This window comes from Mesorhizobium sp. XAP4 (assembly GCF_029269325.1).
GTDB classification, from domain to species: Bacteria; Pseudomonadota; Alphaproteobacteria; order Rhizobiales; family Rhizobiaceae; genus Mesorhizobium; species Mesorhizobium ciceri.
The window spans coordinates 1-17,572 of the sequence record NZ_JARIXW010000007.1 but is presented as its reverse complement, the minus strand read 5'-3'; the positions used below and the strand labels follow the sequence as shown (position 1 = coordinate 17,572).

At 64.0% G+C, this 17,572-nt stretch carries 18 protein-coding genes and 1 riboswitch; of the genes, 11 read left to right on the top strand and 7 right to left on the bottom strand.

All coding sequences use genetic code 11. The features are described from left to right. The first annotated feature begins 192 nt into the window (after window positions 1-192). Genes P3C39_RS26315 through P3C39_RS26290 form a run of 6 tightly spaced genes read left to right on the top strand, consistent with a single transcriptional unit; the run spans window position 193 to window position 6,002 of the window. On the top strand, window positions 193-801 hold the full coding sequence (locus tag P3C39_RS26315; protein ID WP_275954751.1) for a CDP-alcohol phosphatidyltransferase family protein: 609 nt from the start codon (window positions 193-195) through the stop codon (window positions 799-801). Between the two features lie 48 nt (window positions 802-849). Further along, complete coding sequence (locus P3C39_RS26310) at window positions 850-2,637, top strand: bifunctional alpha/beta hydrolase/class I SAM-dependent methyltransferase (protein ID WP_275954752.1); 1,788 nt, start codon at window positions 850-852, stop codon at window positions 2,635-2,637. Window positions 2,638-2,642: 5 nt separating this feature from the next. Further along, window positions 2,643-3,968, top strand: coding sequence for a phosphatase PAP2/dual specificity phosphatase family protein (locus P3C39_RS26305; protein WP_275954753.1), 1,326 nt, complete (start codon window positions 2,643-2,645; stop codon window positions 3,966-3,968). Next, window positions 3,965-4,408 (top strand): hypothetical protein, encoded by a 444-nt coding sequence (locus P3C39_RS26300; protein ID WP_013532376.1) that lies wholly within the window; start codon window positions 3,965-3,967, stop codon window positions 4,406-4,408. Before P3C39_RS26305 ends, P3C39_RS26300 begins: the two co-directional genes overlap by 4 nt. Continuing rightward, window positions 4,405-5,067: a lysophospholipid acyltransferase family protein gene (locus tag P3C39_RS26295; protein ID WP_013532377.1), complete on the top strand. Its 663-nt coding sequence runs from the start codon at window positions 4,405-4,407 to the stop codon at window positions 5,065-5,067. The genes P3C39_RS26300 and P3C39_RS26295 overlap by 4 nt, the downstream gene beginning before the upstream one ends. Next, a complete protein-coding gene (locus P3C39_RS26290) occupies window positions 5,067-6,002 on the top strand; it encodes a phosphatidate cytidylyltransferase (RefSeq protein WP_027163212.1) in 936 nt (311 codons plus the stop codon). Before P3C39_RS26295 ends, P3C39_RS26290 begins: the two co-directional genes overlap by 1 nt. Window positions 6,003-6,027: 25 nt before the next feature. Here the strand turns inward: P3C39_RS26290 and P3C39_RS26285 are convergent, their stop codons facing one another. The 3 genes from P3C39_RS26285 to P3C39_RS26275 are packed head-to-tail and all read right to left on the bottom strand — an operon-like array spanning window position 6,028 to window position 8,829. Further along, window positions 6,028-7,014, bottom strand: coding sequence for an iron ABC transporter permease (locus P3C39_RS26285; RefSeq protein WP_081714386.1), 987 nt, complete (start codon window positions 7,012-7,014; stop codon window positions 6,028-6,030). A gap of 29 nt (window positions 7,015-7,043) precedes the next feature. Next, entirely contained in the window at window positions 7,044-7,991 is a 948-nt protein-coding gene (locus tag P3C39_RS26280; RefSeq protein ID WP_027163210.1) for an ABC transporter substrate-binding protein, read from the bottom strand. Between the two features lie 49 nt (window positions 7,992-8,040). Further along, window positions 8,041-8,829, bottom strand: a complete 789-nt coding sequence (locus P3C39_RS26275) for an ABC transporter ATP-binding protein (RefSeq protein WP_024504856.1) — start codon at window positions 8,827-8,829, stop codon at window positions 8,041-8,043. A 164-nt stretch (window positions 8,830-8,993) separates the two neighbouring features. Next, a riboswitch (cobalamin riboswitch) is annotated at window positions 8,994-9,201 on the bottom strand. A 235-nt stretch (window positions 9,202-9,436) separates the two neighbouring features. Here P3C39_RS26275 and P3C39_RS26270 point away from each other — a divergent pair. Further along, window positions 9,437-10,270, top strand: coding sequence for an AraC family transcriptional regulator (locus P3C39_RS26270; RefSeq protein ID WP_027163209.1), 834 nt, complete (start codon window positions 9,437-9,439; stop codon window positions 10,268-10,270). A 5-nt stretch (window positions 10,271-10,275) separates the two neighbouring features. Here the strand turns inward: P3C39_RS26270 and P3C39_RS26265 are convergent, their stop codons facing one another. Genes P3C39_RS26265 through P3C39_RS26255 form a run of 3 tightly spaced genes read right to left on the bottom strand, consistent with a single transcriptional unit; the run spans window position 10,276 to window position 13,891 of the window. Beyond that, window positions 10,276-11,415 carry an alanine racemase gene (locus tag P3C39_RS26265; RefSeq protein WP_027163208.1) on the bottom strand — a complete coding sequence of 380 codons (1,140 nt, stop codon included), beginning with the start codon at window positions 11,413-11,415 and terminating at the stop codon, window positions 10,276-10,278. Continuing rightward, the gene (locus P3C39_RS26260) at window positions 11,415-12,692 is read right to left on the bottom strand and encodes a D-arabinono-1,4-lactone oxidase (protein WP_027163207.1); all 1,278 of its coding nucleotides are present in this window, start codon (window positions 12,690-12,692) and stop codon (window positions 11,415-11,417) included. Before P3C39_RS26260 ends, P3C39_RS26265 begins: the two co-directional genes overlap by 1 nt. Window positions 12,693-12,703: 11 nt before the next feature. After that, complete coding sequence (locus tag P3C39_RS26255) at window positions 12,704-13,891, bottom strand: MFS transporter (RefSeq protein WP_275954754.1); 1,188 nt, start codon at window positions 13,889-13,891, stop codon at window positions 12,704-12,706. A gap of 123 nt (window positions 13,892-14,014) precedes the next feature. Between P3C39_RS26255 and P3C39_RS26250 the strand changes: the two genes are divergently transcribed. Next, complete coding sequence (locus tag P3C39_RS26250) at window positions 14,015-14,641, top strand: TetR/AcrR family transcriptional regulator (protein WP_275954755.1); 627 nt, start codon at window positions 14,015-14,017, stop codon at window positions 14,639-14,641. Between the two features lie 27 nt (window positions 14,642-14,668). Here P3C39_RS26250 and P3C39_RS26245 read toward each other — a convergent pair whose 3' ends face one another. Then, entirely contained in the window at window positions 14,669-15,637 is a 969-nt protein-coding gene (locus tag P3C39_RS26245; RefSeq protein WP_275954756.1) for a hypothetical protein, read from the bottom strand. Here P3C39_RS26245 and P3C39_RS26240 point away from each other — a divergent pair. The 3 genes from P3C39_RS26240 to P3C39_RS26230 all read left to right on the top strand — a co-directional run. Next, on the top strand, window positions 15,636-16,433 hold the full coding sequence (locus tag P3C39_RS26240; RefSeq protein WP_013532388.1) for a class I SAM-dependent methyltransferase: 798 nt from the start codon (window positions 15,636-15,638) through the stop codon (window positions 16,431-16,433). The two genes, P3C39_RS26245 and P3C39_RS26240, sit on opposite strands and share 2 nt — an antisense overlap. Before the next feature lie 164 nt (window positions 16,434-16,597). Further along, window positions 16,598-16,894, top strand: coding sequence for a co-chaperone GroES (gene groES, locus P3C39_RS26235; RefSeq protein WP_006203049.1), 297 nt, complete (start codon window positions 16,598-16,600; stop codon window positions 16,892-16,894). Window positions 16,895-16,956: 62 nt separating this feature from the next. After that, a partial coding sequence (locus P3C39_RS26230) for a TCP-1/cpn60 chaperonin family protein (protein WP_275954757.1) occupies window positions 16,957-17,572 on the top strand: 616 nt, incomplete at its 3' end.

Genomic DNA, 17,572 nt, shown 5'->3' with positions numbered 1-17,572 from the left:
CAGGATATATAATAAGCGTGCTCACTATTCAAGGTGCCGCAGTGCACACAAAGCCGACAAATGTGCATGACAGCTTTGCCGGGCCAATCATGGTTATCGATTTGCGAACGCATGATGGCCGCGCCGCCTCTCCGCTGGTCGCGTCTGGCATATTGATGTACAGCCGCTGAACAGGATCGGGGGATCAACGCAATGCCGACGCTTTACGCTCTCAAGCCGGCCTTCCAGGGTCGACTGCGGCCGCTGGTCAATCGGCTGGCGGCCATCGGGGTCACCGCAAACAGCATAACCATCCTGGCGGCCGCGATGTCGATAGTCGCCGGCGCGGCCATTGCGATCCGGCATGAATGGCGCTGGCTGCTGTTGCTTATCCCCGTGGTGATGTTCGTGCGCATGGCGCTGAATGCCGTGGACGGCATGCTGGCGCGCGAGCATGGCCAAGCCTCGACGCTCGGCATGTATCTGAACGAGTTGTGCGACGTCGTTTCGGACCTCGCGCTGATCTTGCCTTTTGCCGTCTTTCCGGAATTTGGCGCATGGGGCGTCGTCGCCTTCGCAATATCGGCGGTGCTGACCGAGTTTGCCGGCGTGCTCGGCATCGCCGCCAAGATCGGCCGCAACTATGCCGGGCCGTTCGGCAAGAGCGACAGGGCGCTGGCGCTCGGCGTCGTCGCCGTGCTGTGCGCCCCAGGGCTGTGGCCGGTATCGATCGCGCCATTTGTGTTTCCGGCCATGGCAACGCTTTCGCTGCTGACCGCCATAAACCGGATACGCGCCGGGCTTATTGGCAGCGCCAGCTGAGCATCGAGGCTCGCCATGCCGCCAGTGGGGCCGCCAGAGGGAAAGACCATGATGCACGAACCGGTCGCCGCCGCGGCCACGGAAAGCCTTGCGCGGCAAGCGCAGGAGCGGGTCTTCCGCAGCCATGACGGGACGGAGATCTTCTACCGATTCTGGCCGGCGGCTTCGGCCGATGCCAAAGGCGCGGTGGTGCTCTTCCATCGCGGCCACGAGCATGGCGGCCGCATGGCCCATCTCGTCGATGAATTGCGGATGCCGGGCCACGCCTTCTATGCCTGGGATGCCCGCGGCAATGGCCGTTCGTCCGGCGAGCGCGGCTATGCCCCGTCCTTCTCGGCGCTGGTGCGCGACATCGACTGCTTCATGCGCGAGATCGCTGAAAGGGATGGCTTCGCCACGCGCGATATCGCGCTGATCGCGCAGTCCTTCGGCGCCGTTCTGGCCGCCGCCTGGGTGCATGACTATGCGCCGAAGCTGCGCGCCATGGTGCTGGCCTCACCGGCCTTCTCGGTAAAACTCTACGTGCCCTTCGCCAAGGAGGGCATAGCGCTCTGGCAGAAGATCAAGGGCCGCTTCTTCGTCAATTCCTACGTCAAGGCGAAATTCCTGACCCATGATCCCGTGCGAATCGCCTCTTTCGAGAGCGATCCACTGATCACGCGGCCGATCGCTTCCAACATCCTGGTCGAACTCTACCAGCATGCAGCCCGCATCGTTGCGGACGCCCGCGCCATCACCGCGCCGACGCAGCTTCTGCTTTCGGGCAGCGATTGGGTCGTGCGCCACGGCCCGCAGCACGAGTTCTTCGTCAATCTCGGCAGCCGCATCAAGGAACGTCATGTGCTGCCGGGCTTCTTCCACGACACGCTGGGCGAACGCGACCGGGCAAAGGCCCTCGACCTGATCCGGCCGTTCCTGGCCAGGCAGTTCGCGGCACCGGATGCGCCGGTCGACCTGAAGCAAGCGGACATTGCCGGCTACACACGCGACGAGGCCGACCGGCTTGCTTCACCGCTCGCTTTGATGTCGCCAAAGGGTCTCTATTGGGCATTCAGCCGCGCCTCCATCCGCATGGGCGCCTGGGTTTCCCAAGGCATGAAGACCGGCATTGCCACCGGCTTCGATTCCGGCTCGACGCTGGATTATGTCTACGAAAACGACGCACGCGGCCTTACGCCCCTTGGCCGCGTCGTCGACCGTGTCTTCCTGGAAGCCATCGGCTGGCGCGGCATCCGCCAGCGCAAGCTGCATCTCGAAGAACTGATCGGCTCTTGCCTGGCAACGCTCAAGGCCACTGGCCGGCCAGTGCATATTCTCGACATCGCCGCCGGCCACGGCCGCTATGTTCTCGATGCCATCGTGAAGAGCCCCGACCAGCCGGCGAGCGTGCGTCTGCAGGATTATTCCGACCTCAACGTGCAGCTTGGCCGCAAGCTGATCACGGAGCGGCAATTGCCGGCTGACGTCACGTTCCAGCGCGCCGACGCTTTCGATGCCGACATGCTCGCCAACGCCGATCCGGCGCCGGACCTCGCCATCGTTTCCGGCCTCTACGAGCTATTCTCGGACAATGCGATGATCGCCCGCTCGCTCGGTGGATTGGCCAGCGCCATGCAGCCGGGCAGCCTGTTGCTCTACACCAACCAGCCTTGGCACCCGCAGCTCGAGATGATCGCCCGCAGCCTGACCTCGCATCGCGGCGGCGAGGCCTGGGTGATGCGCCGGCGCACGCAAGGCGAAATGGACCAGCTCGTCGAAGCCGCCGGTTTCGAAAAGCTCGACCAGCGCATCGACCAATGGGGCATCTTCACCGTCTCGCTCGCGCGGCGCCGCTGAGCAGCATGGTGTCATCGCCTGCATCCGTGGCGCGTGCCGAACCCTATAGCCGGGTGGTCGTCAGGGCAGCCCTGTGGCTGGCCTTCCTGGCGCCGTTCTTCTATCTCAGCTACGGCTTCGCCAACTGGCTGGCGTCGCGGCGCGACGATGTCGGCAGTATCGTGTTCTCGTGGGAGCACGGCATCCCGTTCGTCGCCTGGACCATCGTGCCCTATTGGTCGATCAACCTGTTCTACGGCCTGTCGCTGCTGCTCAACAACGACAGGCAAGGGGTCGACCGTCTGGCCGGACGCTATCTCACCGCGCAAATCGTCGCCGTTATCAGCTTCATTCTGTTCCCGCTGACCGCTACATTCGTGCGACCGGCGACGACCGGCCTGCCGGGCTTCCTGTTTGCCGTGCTCGGCGGTTTCGACAAGCCGTTCAACCAGGCACCCTCGCTGCACATCGCCCTTTTGGCGATCATCTGGGATCATTGGCGCCACCGGCTCGGCGGGTTGCTCCTGCCGCTCTGGCATGGCTGGAGCTTCCTCATCGGCGCCTCGGTGCTGACGACCTGGCAGCATCACTTCATCGACATCCCGACCGGCGCGCTGCTCGGGTTCTTTGCGCTGTGGCTGTTTCCGCGTAGCGGCGCATTGCCGTTTGCGGGCTTCCGGCTGACCAACGATGCGAAAGCGCGGCGGCTGGCGCGGTTCTACGCGCTGGGCGCCGTCCTCGCGCTGGCCGGTGCCGCGCTCGGTGCCTTCCTTTGCGCTGTCGCGCTCTTCCTGCTTTGGCCGGCGCTGGCGCTGGCCATCGTCGCCTTCGCCTATGCTGGCGCAGGCGAAAAGGTGTTCCAGAAATCCGCCGATGGCAGCATCACGCTTGCAAGCCGTGTCCTGCTCTTGCCTTATCGCCTCGGCGCCAGGGCAAACATATGGGCCTGGACGCGCAATCTTGCCCCCCAGGTGGCGATTGCCGAAGGTGTCTTTCTCGGGCGCTTTCCCACGGCAAGCGAGGCCAACAGCTTCGGCACGGTCATCGACCTCGCCGCCGAACTCGAAAAGCCGGCGACAACCGATTGCCGCTGGATCAGCTTTCCGATGATCGACCTGTTGCCGCCGCCACTGGCGATACGGCAACAGGCAGCCGGCGCGCTGGAGAATGCACGCCGCGACGGCACCGTCCTGGTGTGCTGCGCGCTCGGCTTCCAGCGCAGCGCCGGCGTCGTCGCCGAATGGCTGGTGGCGACCGGCAGGGCCGGGACGCCGACGCTCGCCCGCGAGATGCTCGCGGCCGCCGGCCGGCCGGTCCACCTTGCAGAGGCCACTGGGCGGGCGGCGTCATGACAGGCAATACCTATCAGGACCGCACCGACCGCTTCGCCGGCATGCTGATGCGACAGGCCGCGTGGCCGGCCGCAATCGTGCTGGCCGCAAATGTCCTTGCGCCTCTAGCCGCGTCGGCGCGCGGTGCCTTCGAGACCTTGCCCGCGGCCATCGCTTTGTCGATCGCCGCCGCGAGCGCGGTTGCGGTGCTGGCGCTGTCGGCATTGCTGGCATTCGACGCGCTGCTGTTCCGACTGATGGCGAGCCATGACGACGAAGCTTCCGGCGGTGCCGCGGTAGATGACATGTTGGCGCGCATGCGCCTGAAACCGGCTCCGTTCGCGACACGCTTGCTCGATGACCGCATGGCCGGCACAAGCCGCTTGCTGTTCAAGCAGCGCGCTGCCCTGGCTCTGTTCGCCGCAGCGCTTCTGGCGGCAGGGTTTTGGGCGCCGCGATGAACAAGCTTTCGCTCAAGACCTTCACCTTGCTGCAGACGGTAACCTCCGTCGGCCTGTCGGCTCTGGCCCGGATGGTGACCGGGGTGCGGCCGATCTGGAACGGCAGCCTGCCCTCCGAGCGGCAGCGCATCTATTTCGCCAATCACACCAGCCATGGCGACTTCATCCTTTTGTCGGCCTGTCTCAGCGAAAGGGAGCGCGCGATCACCCATGCTGTTGCCGCAGGCGAATATTGGGGGAAGTCGCGGCTGCGCCGCTTCATCGCGCAGGACATGTTGTCGTCCGTGCTCATCAACCGGCAATGGACGAGACCTGAGGAAAACCCCATCGAGATCATGCTGTCGGTTCTCGACCAAGGGCACTCGCTTATCCTGTTTCCCGAGGGCACCCGCAACATGACAGACGAGCCGCTGCTGGCGTTCCGCTCCGGGCTCTACAATCTGTCGACGGCGCGGCCTGAGGTCGAGCTGATCCCGTGCTGGATCGAGAACATGTCGCGCGTGCTGCCCAAGGGCCAGTTCCTGCCGGTGCCGCTGCTGTGCCGCGTCGTTTTCGGCGCGCCTGTCGCGGTTGGCCCGGGCGAAGAACGCCGCGCCTTTCTCGAGCGCGCCCACGCCGCGCTTCTGGCGCTCAACCCGCGTCCCGAGCGAGACGATTGATGCGCCACGAGATCTCCATCCTGATCATCGGCCTGCTGGCGGTTTTGACCACCGCCAGCATCGTCGCCACCATCCTTTCGGCGCGAGCGCCGAAGCCGCTGAGCTCGACGCTTGTCAATCTCACGCAGCGCATCAACGCCTGGTGGGTGATGGTGGCGCTGATGACGGTCGCCTTCTTCTTCGGCCGTTACGGGATGACCATCCTGTTTGCGCTGATTTCCTTCGCCGCGCTGCGCGAATTCGTGACGCTGACGCATACGCGCCGCAGCGACCATTGGGTGCTGCTCGGCATGTTCGGCATCATCATCCCGTTTCAGTACTGGCTGGTGTGGACCGCCTGGTATGGGCTCTTCGTCATCTTCATTCCGGTCTACTGCTTCCTCTTGATGCCGGCCATCACGGCGCTGCATGGCGACACCGAACGCTTCCTCGAGCGGATCGCCGCGCAGCAATGGGCGGTGATGATCTCGGTCTATTGCGTCAGCCACGTCCCCGCCCTGCTGACACTCGACGTGCCAGGCTTCGAAGGCCGCACCTTGCTGCTGATCGCCTTCCTGATCATCGTCGTGCAAGGCAGCGACGTGCTGCAGTACATCTTCGGCAAGCTGTTTGGTAAACACCGGTTTTCGCCGAACGTCTCGCCGTCGAAAACCTGGGAAGGGCTGATCGGCGGATTGGTGTCGGCGAGCCTGCTCGGCGCGCTGTTGTCGTTCGTGACGCCCTTCTCGCCGCTGCAGGCGGCAGCCGTGGCTTTCGTCGCCTGCTCGATGGGATTCCTAGGCGGGCTGGTCGCCTCGGCCATCAAGCGCGACCAGGGCGTCAAGGACTGGGGCCATCTCATCGAAGGCCATGGCGGCATGATGGACCGCACCGACAGCCTGGTCTTCGCCGCCCCGGTGTTCTTCCACATCGTGCGCTATTTCTGGACCGTGTGATCCGGCGACCGGTTGCCAAACGCGCTCAAAGCCGGTTGCGGATCAGCATGGTGACGACGAAGAACGCACCGACCGAGCTGGTGATGATGCCGATCGGCAGTTCCTGCGGCGGCAGCAGCGTTCGGGCCAGAAGATCGCTGGCCAGCAAAAGCACCGCGCCGAAGACGGCGCAGCTGGCAACCAGGCGCAGATGCAAGGGGCCTGCCAGCGGCCGCGACAGATGCGGGATCATCAGCCCGACGAAGCCGATGACCCCGGCGACAGAGACCAGGATCGCCGTCGAGAAGGCGGCGACGAGAAACGTCATTCGGCGCATGCGCGCCACTGGCACGCCAAGGCTTTCGGCGGCGTTTTCGCCGGCCAGGAAGGCATCGAGCCGGCGGTGGTTCCACAGCGCGTAAGCCAGAATGGTGCCCGCACCCAGCGCGCCCAACCAGATATTGTCCCAGCGCGCCAGGCCAAGGCCGCCCATCGTCCAGAACAACACGGAGTGGGCGGCGCGCTGGTCGCCGGCAAAGACCAGGTAGTTGGTCAAGGCGGTGAACATGAAGGACACGGCAAGGCCGGCGAGGATCAGCCGCTCCGGCCCTTGGCCCCTCACCCGCGCGACCAGCAGCAGGACGACGCCGGCGGCCAATATGCCGCCGGTGAAGGCCGCGACCGGCAACGTCCAGATGCCAAAGCTGTCGCCGAAGACGGTGATGACGGAAACAGCACCGGCGGCGGCGCCCGACGACAGGCCGAACAGGAACGGATCGGCGAGATCGTTGCGGGTCACTGTCTGCAGCAGCGCGCCGACGACGCCGAGGCCCGCGCCGACGCAGATGGCCAGGATCGTGCGCGGCAGCCGCAGATCGACGACGATCTTGCCGACCGGCCCGGACACGTCGTGCCCGCCTAAGCCGATTGCGCGGCCAAGCGCTGCTACAACGTCGGCCAGCGGGATCAGCGTCGAGCCATAGGCGATCGACAGCAGAGCGAGAGCGGCGATCGCCGCCGCTCCCGCCAGCATGGCCAACGCAAATGCCGGATGGCGCAAGCTCAAAATGCTTCCGGGTGCATGGCCTTGGCGATCTTGTCGATCGCTTCGATGTTGGCGGGTCCAGGCGTCAGCTCGGCGTAGCGGAGGGCAACGAAGCGCTCGTTCTTGACCGCGTCGGTCTCCTTCATGGCCGGATGCGCCTTCAGGAAGTCGAGCAGCTTCCTGTAGCCGCCACCGTCCTGGTAATCGAGCAGGATGAGGAATTGCGGATTGCGCGACGCCACCGTTTCCCAATCCGTGTTGCCCCAGCTGGTGTCCATGTCAGCCATGATGTTGTCGCCGCCGGCGGCAGTGATCATGGCGCTGGGGATGGCGAACTTGCCTGCGGTGAACGGCTTGTCCTCGCCGGAATCGTAGAGGAACACCCGCGTGCCCTTGGCGCTGCCGACCTTGGCGGTGATGTCGGCGAGCTGCGCCTTCCAGCCAGAGACAAGCTTTTCCGCCTCTGTCTCCTTGCCGAAGATCTTGCCCAGCTTTTCGACGTCGCCGTAGAGCAGGTCCATCGAGGCGGCGGGGCGCCTCTTGTCGAGATGGACGCAGCTTTCCGCCAGAACCAGCGTCTTGATGCCGTGCGGGGCAAGCGTGTCGGGCGTCACCTCGCCACCCGGCTTCATGCCGTAGTACCAGCCGGCGAAGAAGAAATCCGGCTCCACGGCCACGAGGTTTTCGAGCGTCGGATATTTCGGCGCCAGCTCCGGGATCGAACCCTGCTCTGCCTTGAATTCGGGACCGACCTTGTACCATCCGGTGATGCCGGTCAGGCCGACGATTGACGGCTGCAATTTCAGCGCGAAAGCCATCTCGGCCATGTTCAGATCATGGATGACAGCGCGCTTCGGCGGCGCGTCGAAGGTCAGCGGCTTGCCGCAGCTGTCGACGGTTACCGGGAAGGCGAAGGCGGTCGAGGTCAGCAGCGAGACGGCAAGCGAAAAAGCGAGGCGTTTCACGGGTATGCTCCTTGTGGGTGGGATCGGGTCGACTATGGAACGGCTTCAATCACGACGGCGGCGCGGCACGGTTCGGAACCTCGAACACCGTCAACTCTCGATCCTCGGTCGGATGGCGCAGGCGCAGCACATCGATGCCGAAAATCTCGCGGATCAGCTGTTGGGCCAGCGCTTCGCGCGGTGCGGCGAGCGCTTGCAGGCGGGCATGATTCATCACCGCAACCCTGGTGGCGAAGGGTGCTACCAGCGCCAGATCGTGCAGCACCGCGATCACCGTCATCTCGAAGCCTGCCACGAGGTCGAGCAGTTCGCCGCGGGCGCGCGGGTCCAGATGGTTGGTCGGTTCGTCGAGGAACAGGATTTTGGGCTGCTGGGCGATGGCGCGCGCCAGTTGGGCGCGCTGGCGCTCGCCGCCCGACAGCGAGCCGACGGTGCGGCCAAGCAGCGGCAGCAGGCCGGTCCGGCGCAGCGCATTGACGACAATGTCGCGTTCCTCGCTCCTGCGCCTCAGTCCGGCGTGCGGGACCCGGCCAAGCTCGACATAATCGATCACCGCCAGCCGCGGATCGGGCTGGTCGGTCTGGCCGACAACGGCGATATGCAACGCCCGCTCGGCGGCCGAAATCCTGTCCAGCCCGCGTCCGCCAAGCTTCACCTCGCCGGAACTTGGCCGCAGCATGCCCGACAGCATGCGCAGCAGCGTCGTCTTGCCGGCGCCGTTGGGACCGATGATGGCAAGGCGATCGCCAGCGGCCACCGAGAAGCTGACCGCCTGGACCAGATTCCGCCCATTCGCCATGGCACAGAGGTCATGGGCTTCGAGAAGCGCTGCGCTCATCGGCTGCAGCCCGCCGGATTGCGGGGACGGCAAAGCGTGCGCATGGTGATGCGATGATCGATGGAGCCGTCCAACTTTCCGTCACTTTCCAAAACTGGCGACGGAAGGAAGCTGGCGAACCGGCCGACAAGGCCGGGATTCGCGTTTCCTCCCGGCACACCCCGTCCGGTCAACTCAGTGATGGCAGGTCTCCTGGCTCGCGGGTCGTTGCGCCATCCTGCCTTCCCAGCCTTGCCGGCCAGTGGCATTCACGGATTTTGCTCGCCGCTTACAGTTGCGGGGGCAGCCACGGCCTCGACCTGAACAGGCCTCACCGTGTTCCCTTTTCACCCCTCGCCTTTCGGCTCGGGGACCATCACCACTTCAGCGTAGATTTCCACCAAACGCTTCGCAATGGATTTCTCGGACGAAGTGGTGGGCCAGCTAAGGGAAACAGGCATTGCACGCTCATTTTATGTAATAACATAACATTCTTAGGAGATGACGCGGCCCGCTGTCAAGCGAAAGCCCATGGGATCGGCGCAGATTGCACGGAATGCGCAATTTCGATCAAACTGGCCGCGCCAGGAAACGCCAAGATGATCCGGCCAATGCGAAAAGGAGCCCCATGAACCCGACCGAGAAAGCGCTGTGGTTCGTCGAGAGCCATCTGCCGGAGGCGATCTCGCTTGACGATGTCGCGCAAAGCAGCGGCGTGTCGCGTTTTCATGTGACGCGCGCCTTCGGCGCCGCAACCGGCCGCTCGGTGATGGGTTACATGCGCTCACGCCGGCTGACCGAGGCGGCGCGCAAGCTGGCCGGCGGAGCGCCCGACATCCTCGTCGTCGCGCTCGACGCCGGCTACAACTCGCATGAGGCGTTCACCCGTGCCTTCCGCGATCAGTTCGGCACCACGCCGGAACTGGTGCGCGCGCAAGGCTCGACCAACAACCTCGACCTCGTGGAGCCGATCCTGATGGACCAGTCCCTCCTCACCAATCTCGAACCACCGCGCTTCGAGACCAGCCGGCCGTTCCTGATCGCCGGCCTCGGCGAACGCTACAGCTGTGAAACCAGCGCCGGGATTCCGATGCAGTGGCAGCGTTTTGCACCCTTTATCGGCAACATCCCCGGCGAGATCTCAGGCGTTTTCTACGGCGTGTGCCTTAATGGCGACGACGCGGGCAATTTCGACTATGTCGTCGGCGTCGAAGTGTCCGGCTTTGCGGATCTGCCGAAGGACTTCTATCGGGTGCGGGTGCCGGCGCAGAAATATGCGGTGTTCTCGCACCGCGAGCACATCTCATCCATCCGCCGGACGATCAACACGATCTGGAACAGCTGGCTGCCCGCCTCCGGTCACGAAATCGCGGATGCACCGGAATTCGAGCGCTATGGACCGGAGTTCGATGCCCACAGCGGCAATGGCGGCCTGGAGATCTGGGTACCGGTGAAGGCGTAGCTCGATCACGCCATCGGCAGCGCCGGCCAGCGATCGATGACCTTTCCGCCGGAAAACACGGCGATCGACCCGAATTGCTGCAGCACGGCCTCGCTCTGCGTCGGCCTTAGAAACGCGTAGTCGCCTGGCCTTGCGGTCGCATCGGCGGGCAAGCCCATGAATTGCTGGTTGGAGGACAGGCCGAGCAGGCCGTTCGTCTTCATGCCTTGGGGGAAGACCGGCTCGGCCATCCACTTGCCGCCATAGAGATAGCAGCCCTTGCGCGGAAACCGGCCGAGCGCCTGCAGCAGGCGGGTGACGGCCGGCGGGCCAGGCAGCATCGGCTCGACCACTTTCAGGATCGGCGTGGCGATGAAAGCCGCCGGCTGGAAGCCGTCGAGGCCTGGCGTATCGAAGTCGCTGGGCAGCACGAAGGCCGAGCCCATCGACACTTCATTGGCCGCGCCGCCACGATGAAGCAGCGCGGTCTTGCTGCCGCCGATGTTGAGGATACGGCGCTGGTCGGCGCCGAGACAGGCGACGAACGCCGCAGCCTGCGCCGACGCCTCCGCCAATGCCTTTGCCGGTCCGCCGAAAAGGCCGGGAATGAGCGGTGCATGCGCCTCGTAGGCCATGACGCCTTCGCAATGCAGCCGGGCCGGCAACGCGCTCAACGCCTTCGACAAGGCCGCGGGATCAGCAAAGCCGCCGCGATGCAGCCCGACATCGATCTCGAAAGCGATGCGCAGGCCGATGCCGAGTTCGTCAGCGAGAGCACCGTATTCCGCCAGTCTCTCCTCGCTGTCGATCAGCCAGCAGACACGCGACCAGTCGGCATCACCCTTCACCAGCGCAGCCCTTGCCGCACCGATCGGCATCGGCTTGCCGTAGAGCAGATCGGCATCCGGAAACGCCTTCAGCACCGCCTCGCTGATCGGCGGGTGGAAGGTCATGAAGCGCTCATGGCGAAGCGCCTTGCCTATATGCGCAAGCAGCGGCAGGCAGGCGAGCGATTTGTCGACCAGCCGCACGGCCAGGCCGGGATCCAGCCTCCTTTTTACCAGGGCAATGTTTCCGTCCAGCCGATCGCGGTCGAGCAGCAGGCAGGGTCGGAAGATGCCGGCGGTCTTCAGCGCATCCGAGAGGGTGGAAAAATAGGTGCTCATCATTCGATGCCGAACAGGCCGGCCATGTAGGGCGACACGAAGCGGTTTTCCGGATCGATGTCGCGGCGCGCCGCCATGGCATCGTCCCAGCGCGGGTAGAGCTTTTTCAGCTCCGCCGCCTTGAGGCTATGCATCTTGCCCCAATGCGGCCGGCCGCCATATCTGCGAAAGATCGGCTCTGCCGCCCGCATGAACGGCAAAGGATCGTTCGCGGCGTCATGGTGGATGGCGATGGAGCAGGTCAGCCTGTTGTAGAATGGCGAAAGCCAGAACTGGTCCGGCGCGACCGAGCGCACCTCCATCGGGAAATAGACCTCGGGAAAGCGCTTCTCGGTCAGCTCGATGATCTCGGCCAGCGCCTTCGGCCCTTCCTCGAACGGCAAATGATATTCCATCTCGTTGAACTTGGTCTGCCGGTCGCTGGCATAGACGTTGAGCCAGTCCTGCACGTAGTCCTCGGCGGGAAATTTGGCGGCCGCCGATCGGATCAGGCGGCCACGCAGCGATGGCAGCCAGGCAAGTGAAGTGCGCAGCCTGCGCAGTGTCCTCAAACCCGCCTCGTCCTCTTCCGGCGGCCGCGTGGTGGGTGCGGCATCGCTGAAATCGCTGGCGATGAACTGCGCATAGCCGGAAAACGGAATGTAGTAGAATTCGGCCGAGCGATGCGCGGCCATCATCGCCTCGAAATCACGCAGCATCTCGGTGATCGGCAGCACATATTTGCGGCGGCGCAACCGGTAGGTCGCGATGTTGTTCAGCGTCACTTCGGTGAGCACGCCGAAAGCGCCGAGCGCAACACCGATGGCGTGGATCATGTCCCGATCCCCTGCCCGCTTGAAGTCGCGGACCTTGCCAAGCCCGTCGACGATCTGCACCGTCTCCAGCTGCGTGTGATAGGCGCCGAGCGTCGGTCCCGAGCCGTGCGTGGCTGTGCCCAGCGCGCCGCCGATCGCCTGGCGGTCGATATCGCCCATGTTGGGCAGGCCCTGGCCAATGCCTTGCAGGATGTGCATGAGCGGGCCGAGCCGGGTCCCTGCCCGCACCCGCGCCTGATGTTTTTGCGCGTCGTGCGAGACCAGCCCTTCCAGTCTCTCCAGGGACAGGATCGTGCCCTGCGATTTCACCAGCGGTGTGAAGGAATGACCGGCGCCGGCCACGCGCACCGGGCCAGGCGCGGTCCGGACGAGATCACCGAGTTCACCGACATCGCCGGGGCTGGCGATCAGCTTGGGCTCGGCACTTACGAAGCCCGACCAGTTGCTCCAGGTGTTCGACATGCGCTCCCCGCTCAGGCAACCGCACGACGGCGACGTGACACAAGAACGAAGAGACCGAGCAGCGCCACGCTTGCCACCGCGCTGGCGGCGGCGAATTCCGGCACCGGCCGGAAATCCTTGCCGTCGATGAGCAGCGACGCCGCAATCGGCCCGATCGCCAGGCCGAACAGTTGGGCTGCCGGCACCAGCAGCACGGCGGTGCGCGTCTCGTCGGCGGTGATCGCCAGACGGATCTGGTAGGGCACGATGAACAGCAGGATAAAGCCCATGGCCAGGGCAGCGACCCAGAACGTCGTCAGGCCGGGGCTGCTGGCAAGAACCAGGGAACTGACAAGCGCCACGACGCCGATCGCCGCGATGGCAAGGCGATAATCGATGCGCGCCTCGAACGCGGTCGCCGTCATCGCCCCCAGGACCTGCACCGCGAGGCTGGCCGAGACGATCAGGCCGACGGTGCGGCCATCGATGCCGTATTGCGCGCCTAGCGGCTCCAGGAAGGCCCAGACCGCGCCGAAGAACATGAAGTAGCAGAAGACCGACAGCAGCGCGGTCATCGAGGGAACCGTCAGCACATTGGCCAGATTCTCTTCCTTGGGCAGGTCGGCATAGTCACTGGGCACGGTGAAAGCGACCGCCAGCGACACGACGCAGACGACGGCAAGAACGATGAAGCCACCCGCCGACCCTGCGGCCGGGATGACATAGAGCGCCAGCAACAGGGCGAGCGCGCATTGCGCCAGCGTCTGCATGGTGACGAAATAGCCGCCAATGCGCTCGGCGCGCCGCGAGCGGGCGATCAGTTCGGTGGCGATGGCGACCAGACCGCCCTCGGCGAGCCCGGCAAGGGCGCGGGCCGCAATCAGCATGTTGGCGCTCGCGGCATAGGCCGTCCACACATTGGCCAGCGCCAGCAGCAGCAGAAGGACGGCACTTTTCCAGCGCATATTGTGGGCCGAAAGCAGCATCGCCACGACGGCCGAACCGATGGCAATGGCGATCATCTCGGCGGTGGCGACCAGCGCCAGTTCGTCGCCGCTGACATGGCCTTCGGTGTAGAGAGCTCCGAGCAGCACCGGCTGCAGGCCGAGGATGAGCAGGCCGACCGAACCGATCCACAGGGCCGAGGCGAGCTGCCAGCCGGTCGGATTGCCGACCAGCCAGTCGCCACTGCCTGCATGGCCGGTATCTGTCGAAGCCAAAGGCGCCTCCCAACGTCCTTGCCGCGCGGCAAAAAAGCTGACAACCTGTCAGTATTTCAGAAACTGATACTTGATCATATTTCTTGTCAACCGGAATCTAAAAACCGTGCGAAAGATCGGTGCATGACGGAATTGAAGAGAATGGCGACCGAGCCGAGGCGCAAGCCCAAGCAGGAACGCAGCCGCGAGCGCATCGACGCGATCCTGTCGACGACCATGCGGCTGATCGGGGAAAAGGGTATCGACGCCGTCACTATGAAGGAGGTCGGCATGCTGGCGGGCGGGCCAATCGCCACCGTCTACCACTACTTTCCCAACAAATCGGCGATCCTGGCGATGCTCTATGAGCGGTTTTCAGAGGTCAGCCGGGCACGGCTGACGACGATCATCGCCGAAATCCACGAGGCGAAAGATGTCATCGTGGCCGCTGACCGGCTGCTCGATGATTATCTCAGCCGTGTCGCCGGCGATCCGGCCATCCAGGATCTGCAGAACGCCATCCAGGCCGACAAGGCGCTCAAGAACCTCGACCTCGCCGAAACGCGGCACCAAGCCAAAATGTTCTGCGACCATGTCATCGCCTTGCTGGAGCCCGAGAGGCGCGAGCAGTTCGAACGCATGGTTCTGCTGATCTTCCAGCTCGCCGGCGGCGTGGTGCGCCTGGCGCTCGCCGAGGGCGAAGCGGAACGCCGCCAGACCATCGAGGATTACCGGTCCATCATTCACACGCAGCTGCGGCTGTTTTTATAGGGCGTCCGCGGCGATCTCAGCCGCGGCCTATTTCGCCCGATGGATGAGGCCTTCGAAGCCGTGTGTCAGATCGGAAGCGCCGGCCGCGAACATCTTGACGAGATTTTGCGGACGGCCGGGAGTCTTGTTCGCATCGAGGAGGACGGCCCTGCCCTCGTGCATGACGAAATCGAATTTTCCATAGTCGAAGCCGAGTTCACGCCGACGCTCACGCAATTCGTCGGGCACCGGGACGGGCTCGCGCCGGATCGTCTCCCATGCCTTGACCAGGCCGTTCGGCGAGACGTAGCGGGTGCAGCGCTCGCGCTCTCCGCAAAACACCCAGAAACGAACAGCAAAACCGTCGGGTTCTTTCTCCGGAATGAACTTTTCCACGACGAGATCGTCGCAATCAAAGACGCCGTCTGGAACGTCGCCGAGAGATCCATGGATCTCATAGGTGTGCAAGATTGGCAAATGCGGAAACGGCGGCTGTTTGCCCGCGCGCTCGGATCGCCGGTTGAGGAGCGTCTCCGGGATTCCCCGATTGTTGAGATTGCTTTTGACGATCACCTGACCTTGCCAGCTGTCGGTTTTGTCGATCAATGCACCGCTGATCCGCCGTTTGGATATGTCGGCGGCGCCGATGTTGAGGCAGAATGCAAAACTCCGGGCATAGTCGACATAGTCCGTGGGCGTCACCGTGGCATCGACATGCAATACCGCCATATCGGCGCTGACCGGCTTCGACAGGCCTTGCTGAACCCGAACCGAATGGCCGCGCCTTTTCAATTCCGCAAGAATGTCGAACAGCATGTATGGGCTGCTCCTGCGCAGCAGAATATCGCGCCTGCCCAGGAACCTGTCATGCTCATGCGTTATCACGGCGATACGCGCCACTATCCACCTCCTGGACTGTCTGTAGATGCCTTGAAATGTCTTGGCTTGTCCAACGACCTCTATTAAGCCCCGGTGATATCCAAAATCCAGGCGTGCAGGGGGCCAATGGAATTGCATGACAAATCATTGGGACGATTACCACCGCCATTGGAAACTTCTGGAAGCGCCGCTCCGGCCGACAGCGGAAACCGTCGCTATATTCGATCGCGAACTTGATCTCGGAAATGCCGATGTCCTTCTCTTGGGGGTTACCCCGGAATTGGCAGTTCTGGGCAAGTCGATGTTGGCGGTCGACCAGTCGGCGGCCATGATTTCCGGCGTATGGGCTGGCGACGACGGCTCGCGACGGGCAATTGCCGGCAACTGGCTTAACCTGCCCGTGGACCGCGCAAGCATCGACGCCGTCATCGGCGACGGATGCCTGTCGGCGGTCGCTTCCCAGGCGGCGCGCAGTTCGTTGTTTGGCGAGGTCGCCAGGGTGCTGAAGCCTGGCAGGCGCGCAGCGATCCGCGTCTTCGCACGACCGGAAACGGCGGACGATCTGTGCGGCATCGAAGCTCTGGTTCTGGCCGGCGGGATCGAGAATTTCCACGCGCTCAAATGGCGGATTGCGATGGCGTGTACGACCGACGACCGCGATTTTACCATCAAGGTGGCAACGATCCGCGATGCATTCGGCAGACTGTTTCCGGACCGCGAAGCTCTTGCCGCGCGAACAGGATGGAGTATGAGCTCGATCAACACGATCGACGTCTATGCAGGCTCGGACATAAGCTACAGCTTCGCGACGCTGGCCACGCTGACCAACGAGGCAGCCAACTGGTTCGGCGACGTGCGCGTCGTGCCGAGCGGAAGCTATCCGCTGGCGGAACGGTGCCCGCTTCTGGTGCTCGGTTCGGCGAGGCACCGGTAAGTTCATCATCATGCGCCAAGAGGCGCTCCGAGCGCCTTGACTCCGGCGCGCCGCCAGCCTATTTCAGCGCCACGTTAGCACTCGCCTTTGGTGAGTGCTAACCACATGTCCGGCGCCGCCGGACGGAGGAACTGTATCTCACCGTTCTCATCGAGGAAGAAAAAATGGCAAAGTCGAAGTTCCGCCCGCTTCATGACCGCGTGGTCGTTCGCCGGGTCGAATCCGAATCCAAGACCGCTGGCGGGATCATCATCCCCGACACGGCAAAGGAAAAGCCGCAGGAAGGCGAGATCATCGCCGTCGGCTCCGGCGCTCGTGACGAAGCTGGCAAGCTGGTCCCGCTGGACGTCAAGGCCGGCGACCGCATCCTGTTCGGCAAGTGGTCGGGCACCGAAGTCAAGCTCAATGGCGAAGACCTTCTGATCATGAAGGAATCCGACATCATGGGCATCATCGGCTGATATCAGGCCTTTCCGTCAACTGAATTCCCGGGCTCGATCAAAGCCCCTGCCAGGAGCTAAAAATGGCTGCCAAAGACGTAAAATTCTCCCGTGATGCCCGCGAGCGCATGCTGCGCGGCGTCAACATCCTCGCCGACGCGGTGAAGGTCACGCTCGGCCCCAAGGGCCGCAACGTCGTCATCGACAAGTCGTTCGGCGCCCCGCGCATCACCAAGGACGGCGTCACCGTCGCCAAGGAAATCGAGCTTGAAGACAAGTTCGAGAACATGGGCGCGCAGATGGTCCGCGAAGTTGCTTCGAAGACCAACGACATCGCCGGCGACGGCACCACGACCGCAACCGTTCTGGCACAGTCGATCGTCCAGGAAGGCCACAAGGCCGTTGCCGCCGGCATGAACCCGATGGACCTGAAGCGCGGCATCGATCTGGCCGTGACCGAAGTCGTCTCGGCGCTCGGCAAGGCTGCCAAGAAGATCAAGACCTCCGAGGAAGTTGCCCAGGTCGGCACGATCTCGGCCAATGGCGACGAGTCGGTCGGCAAGATGATCGCGGAAGCGATGCAGAAGGTCGGCAACGAAGGCGTCATCACGGTTGAAGAAGCCAAGACCGCCGAGACCGAACTCGAAGTCGTCGAAGGCATGCAGTTCGACCGCGGCTATCTCTCGCCCTACTTCGTCA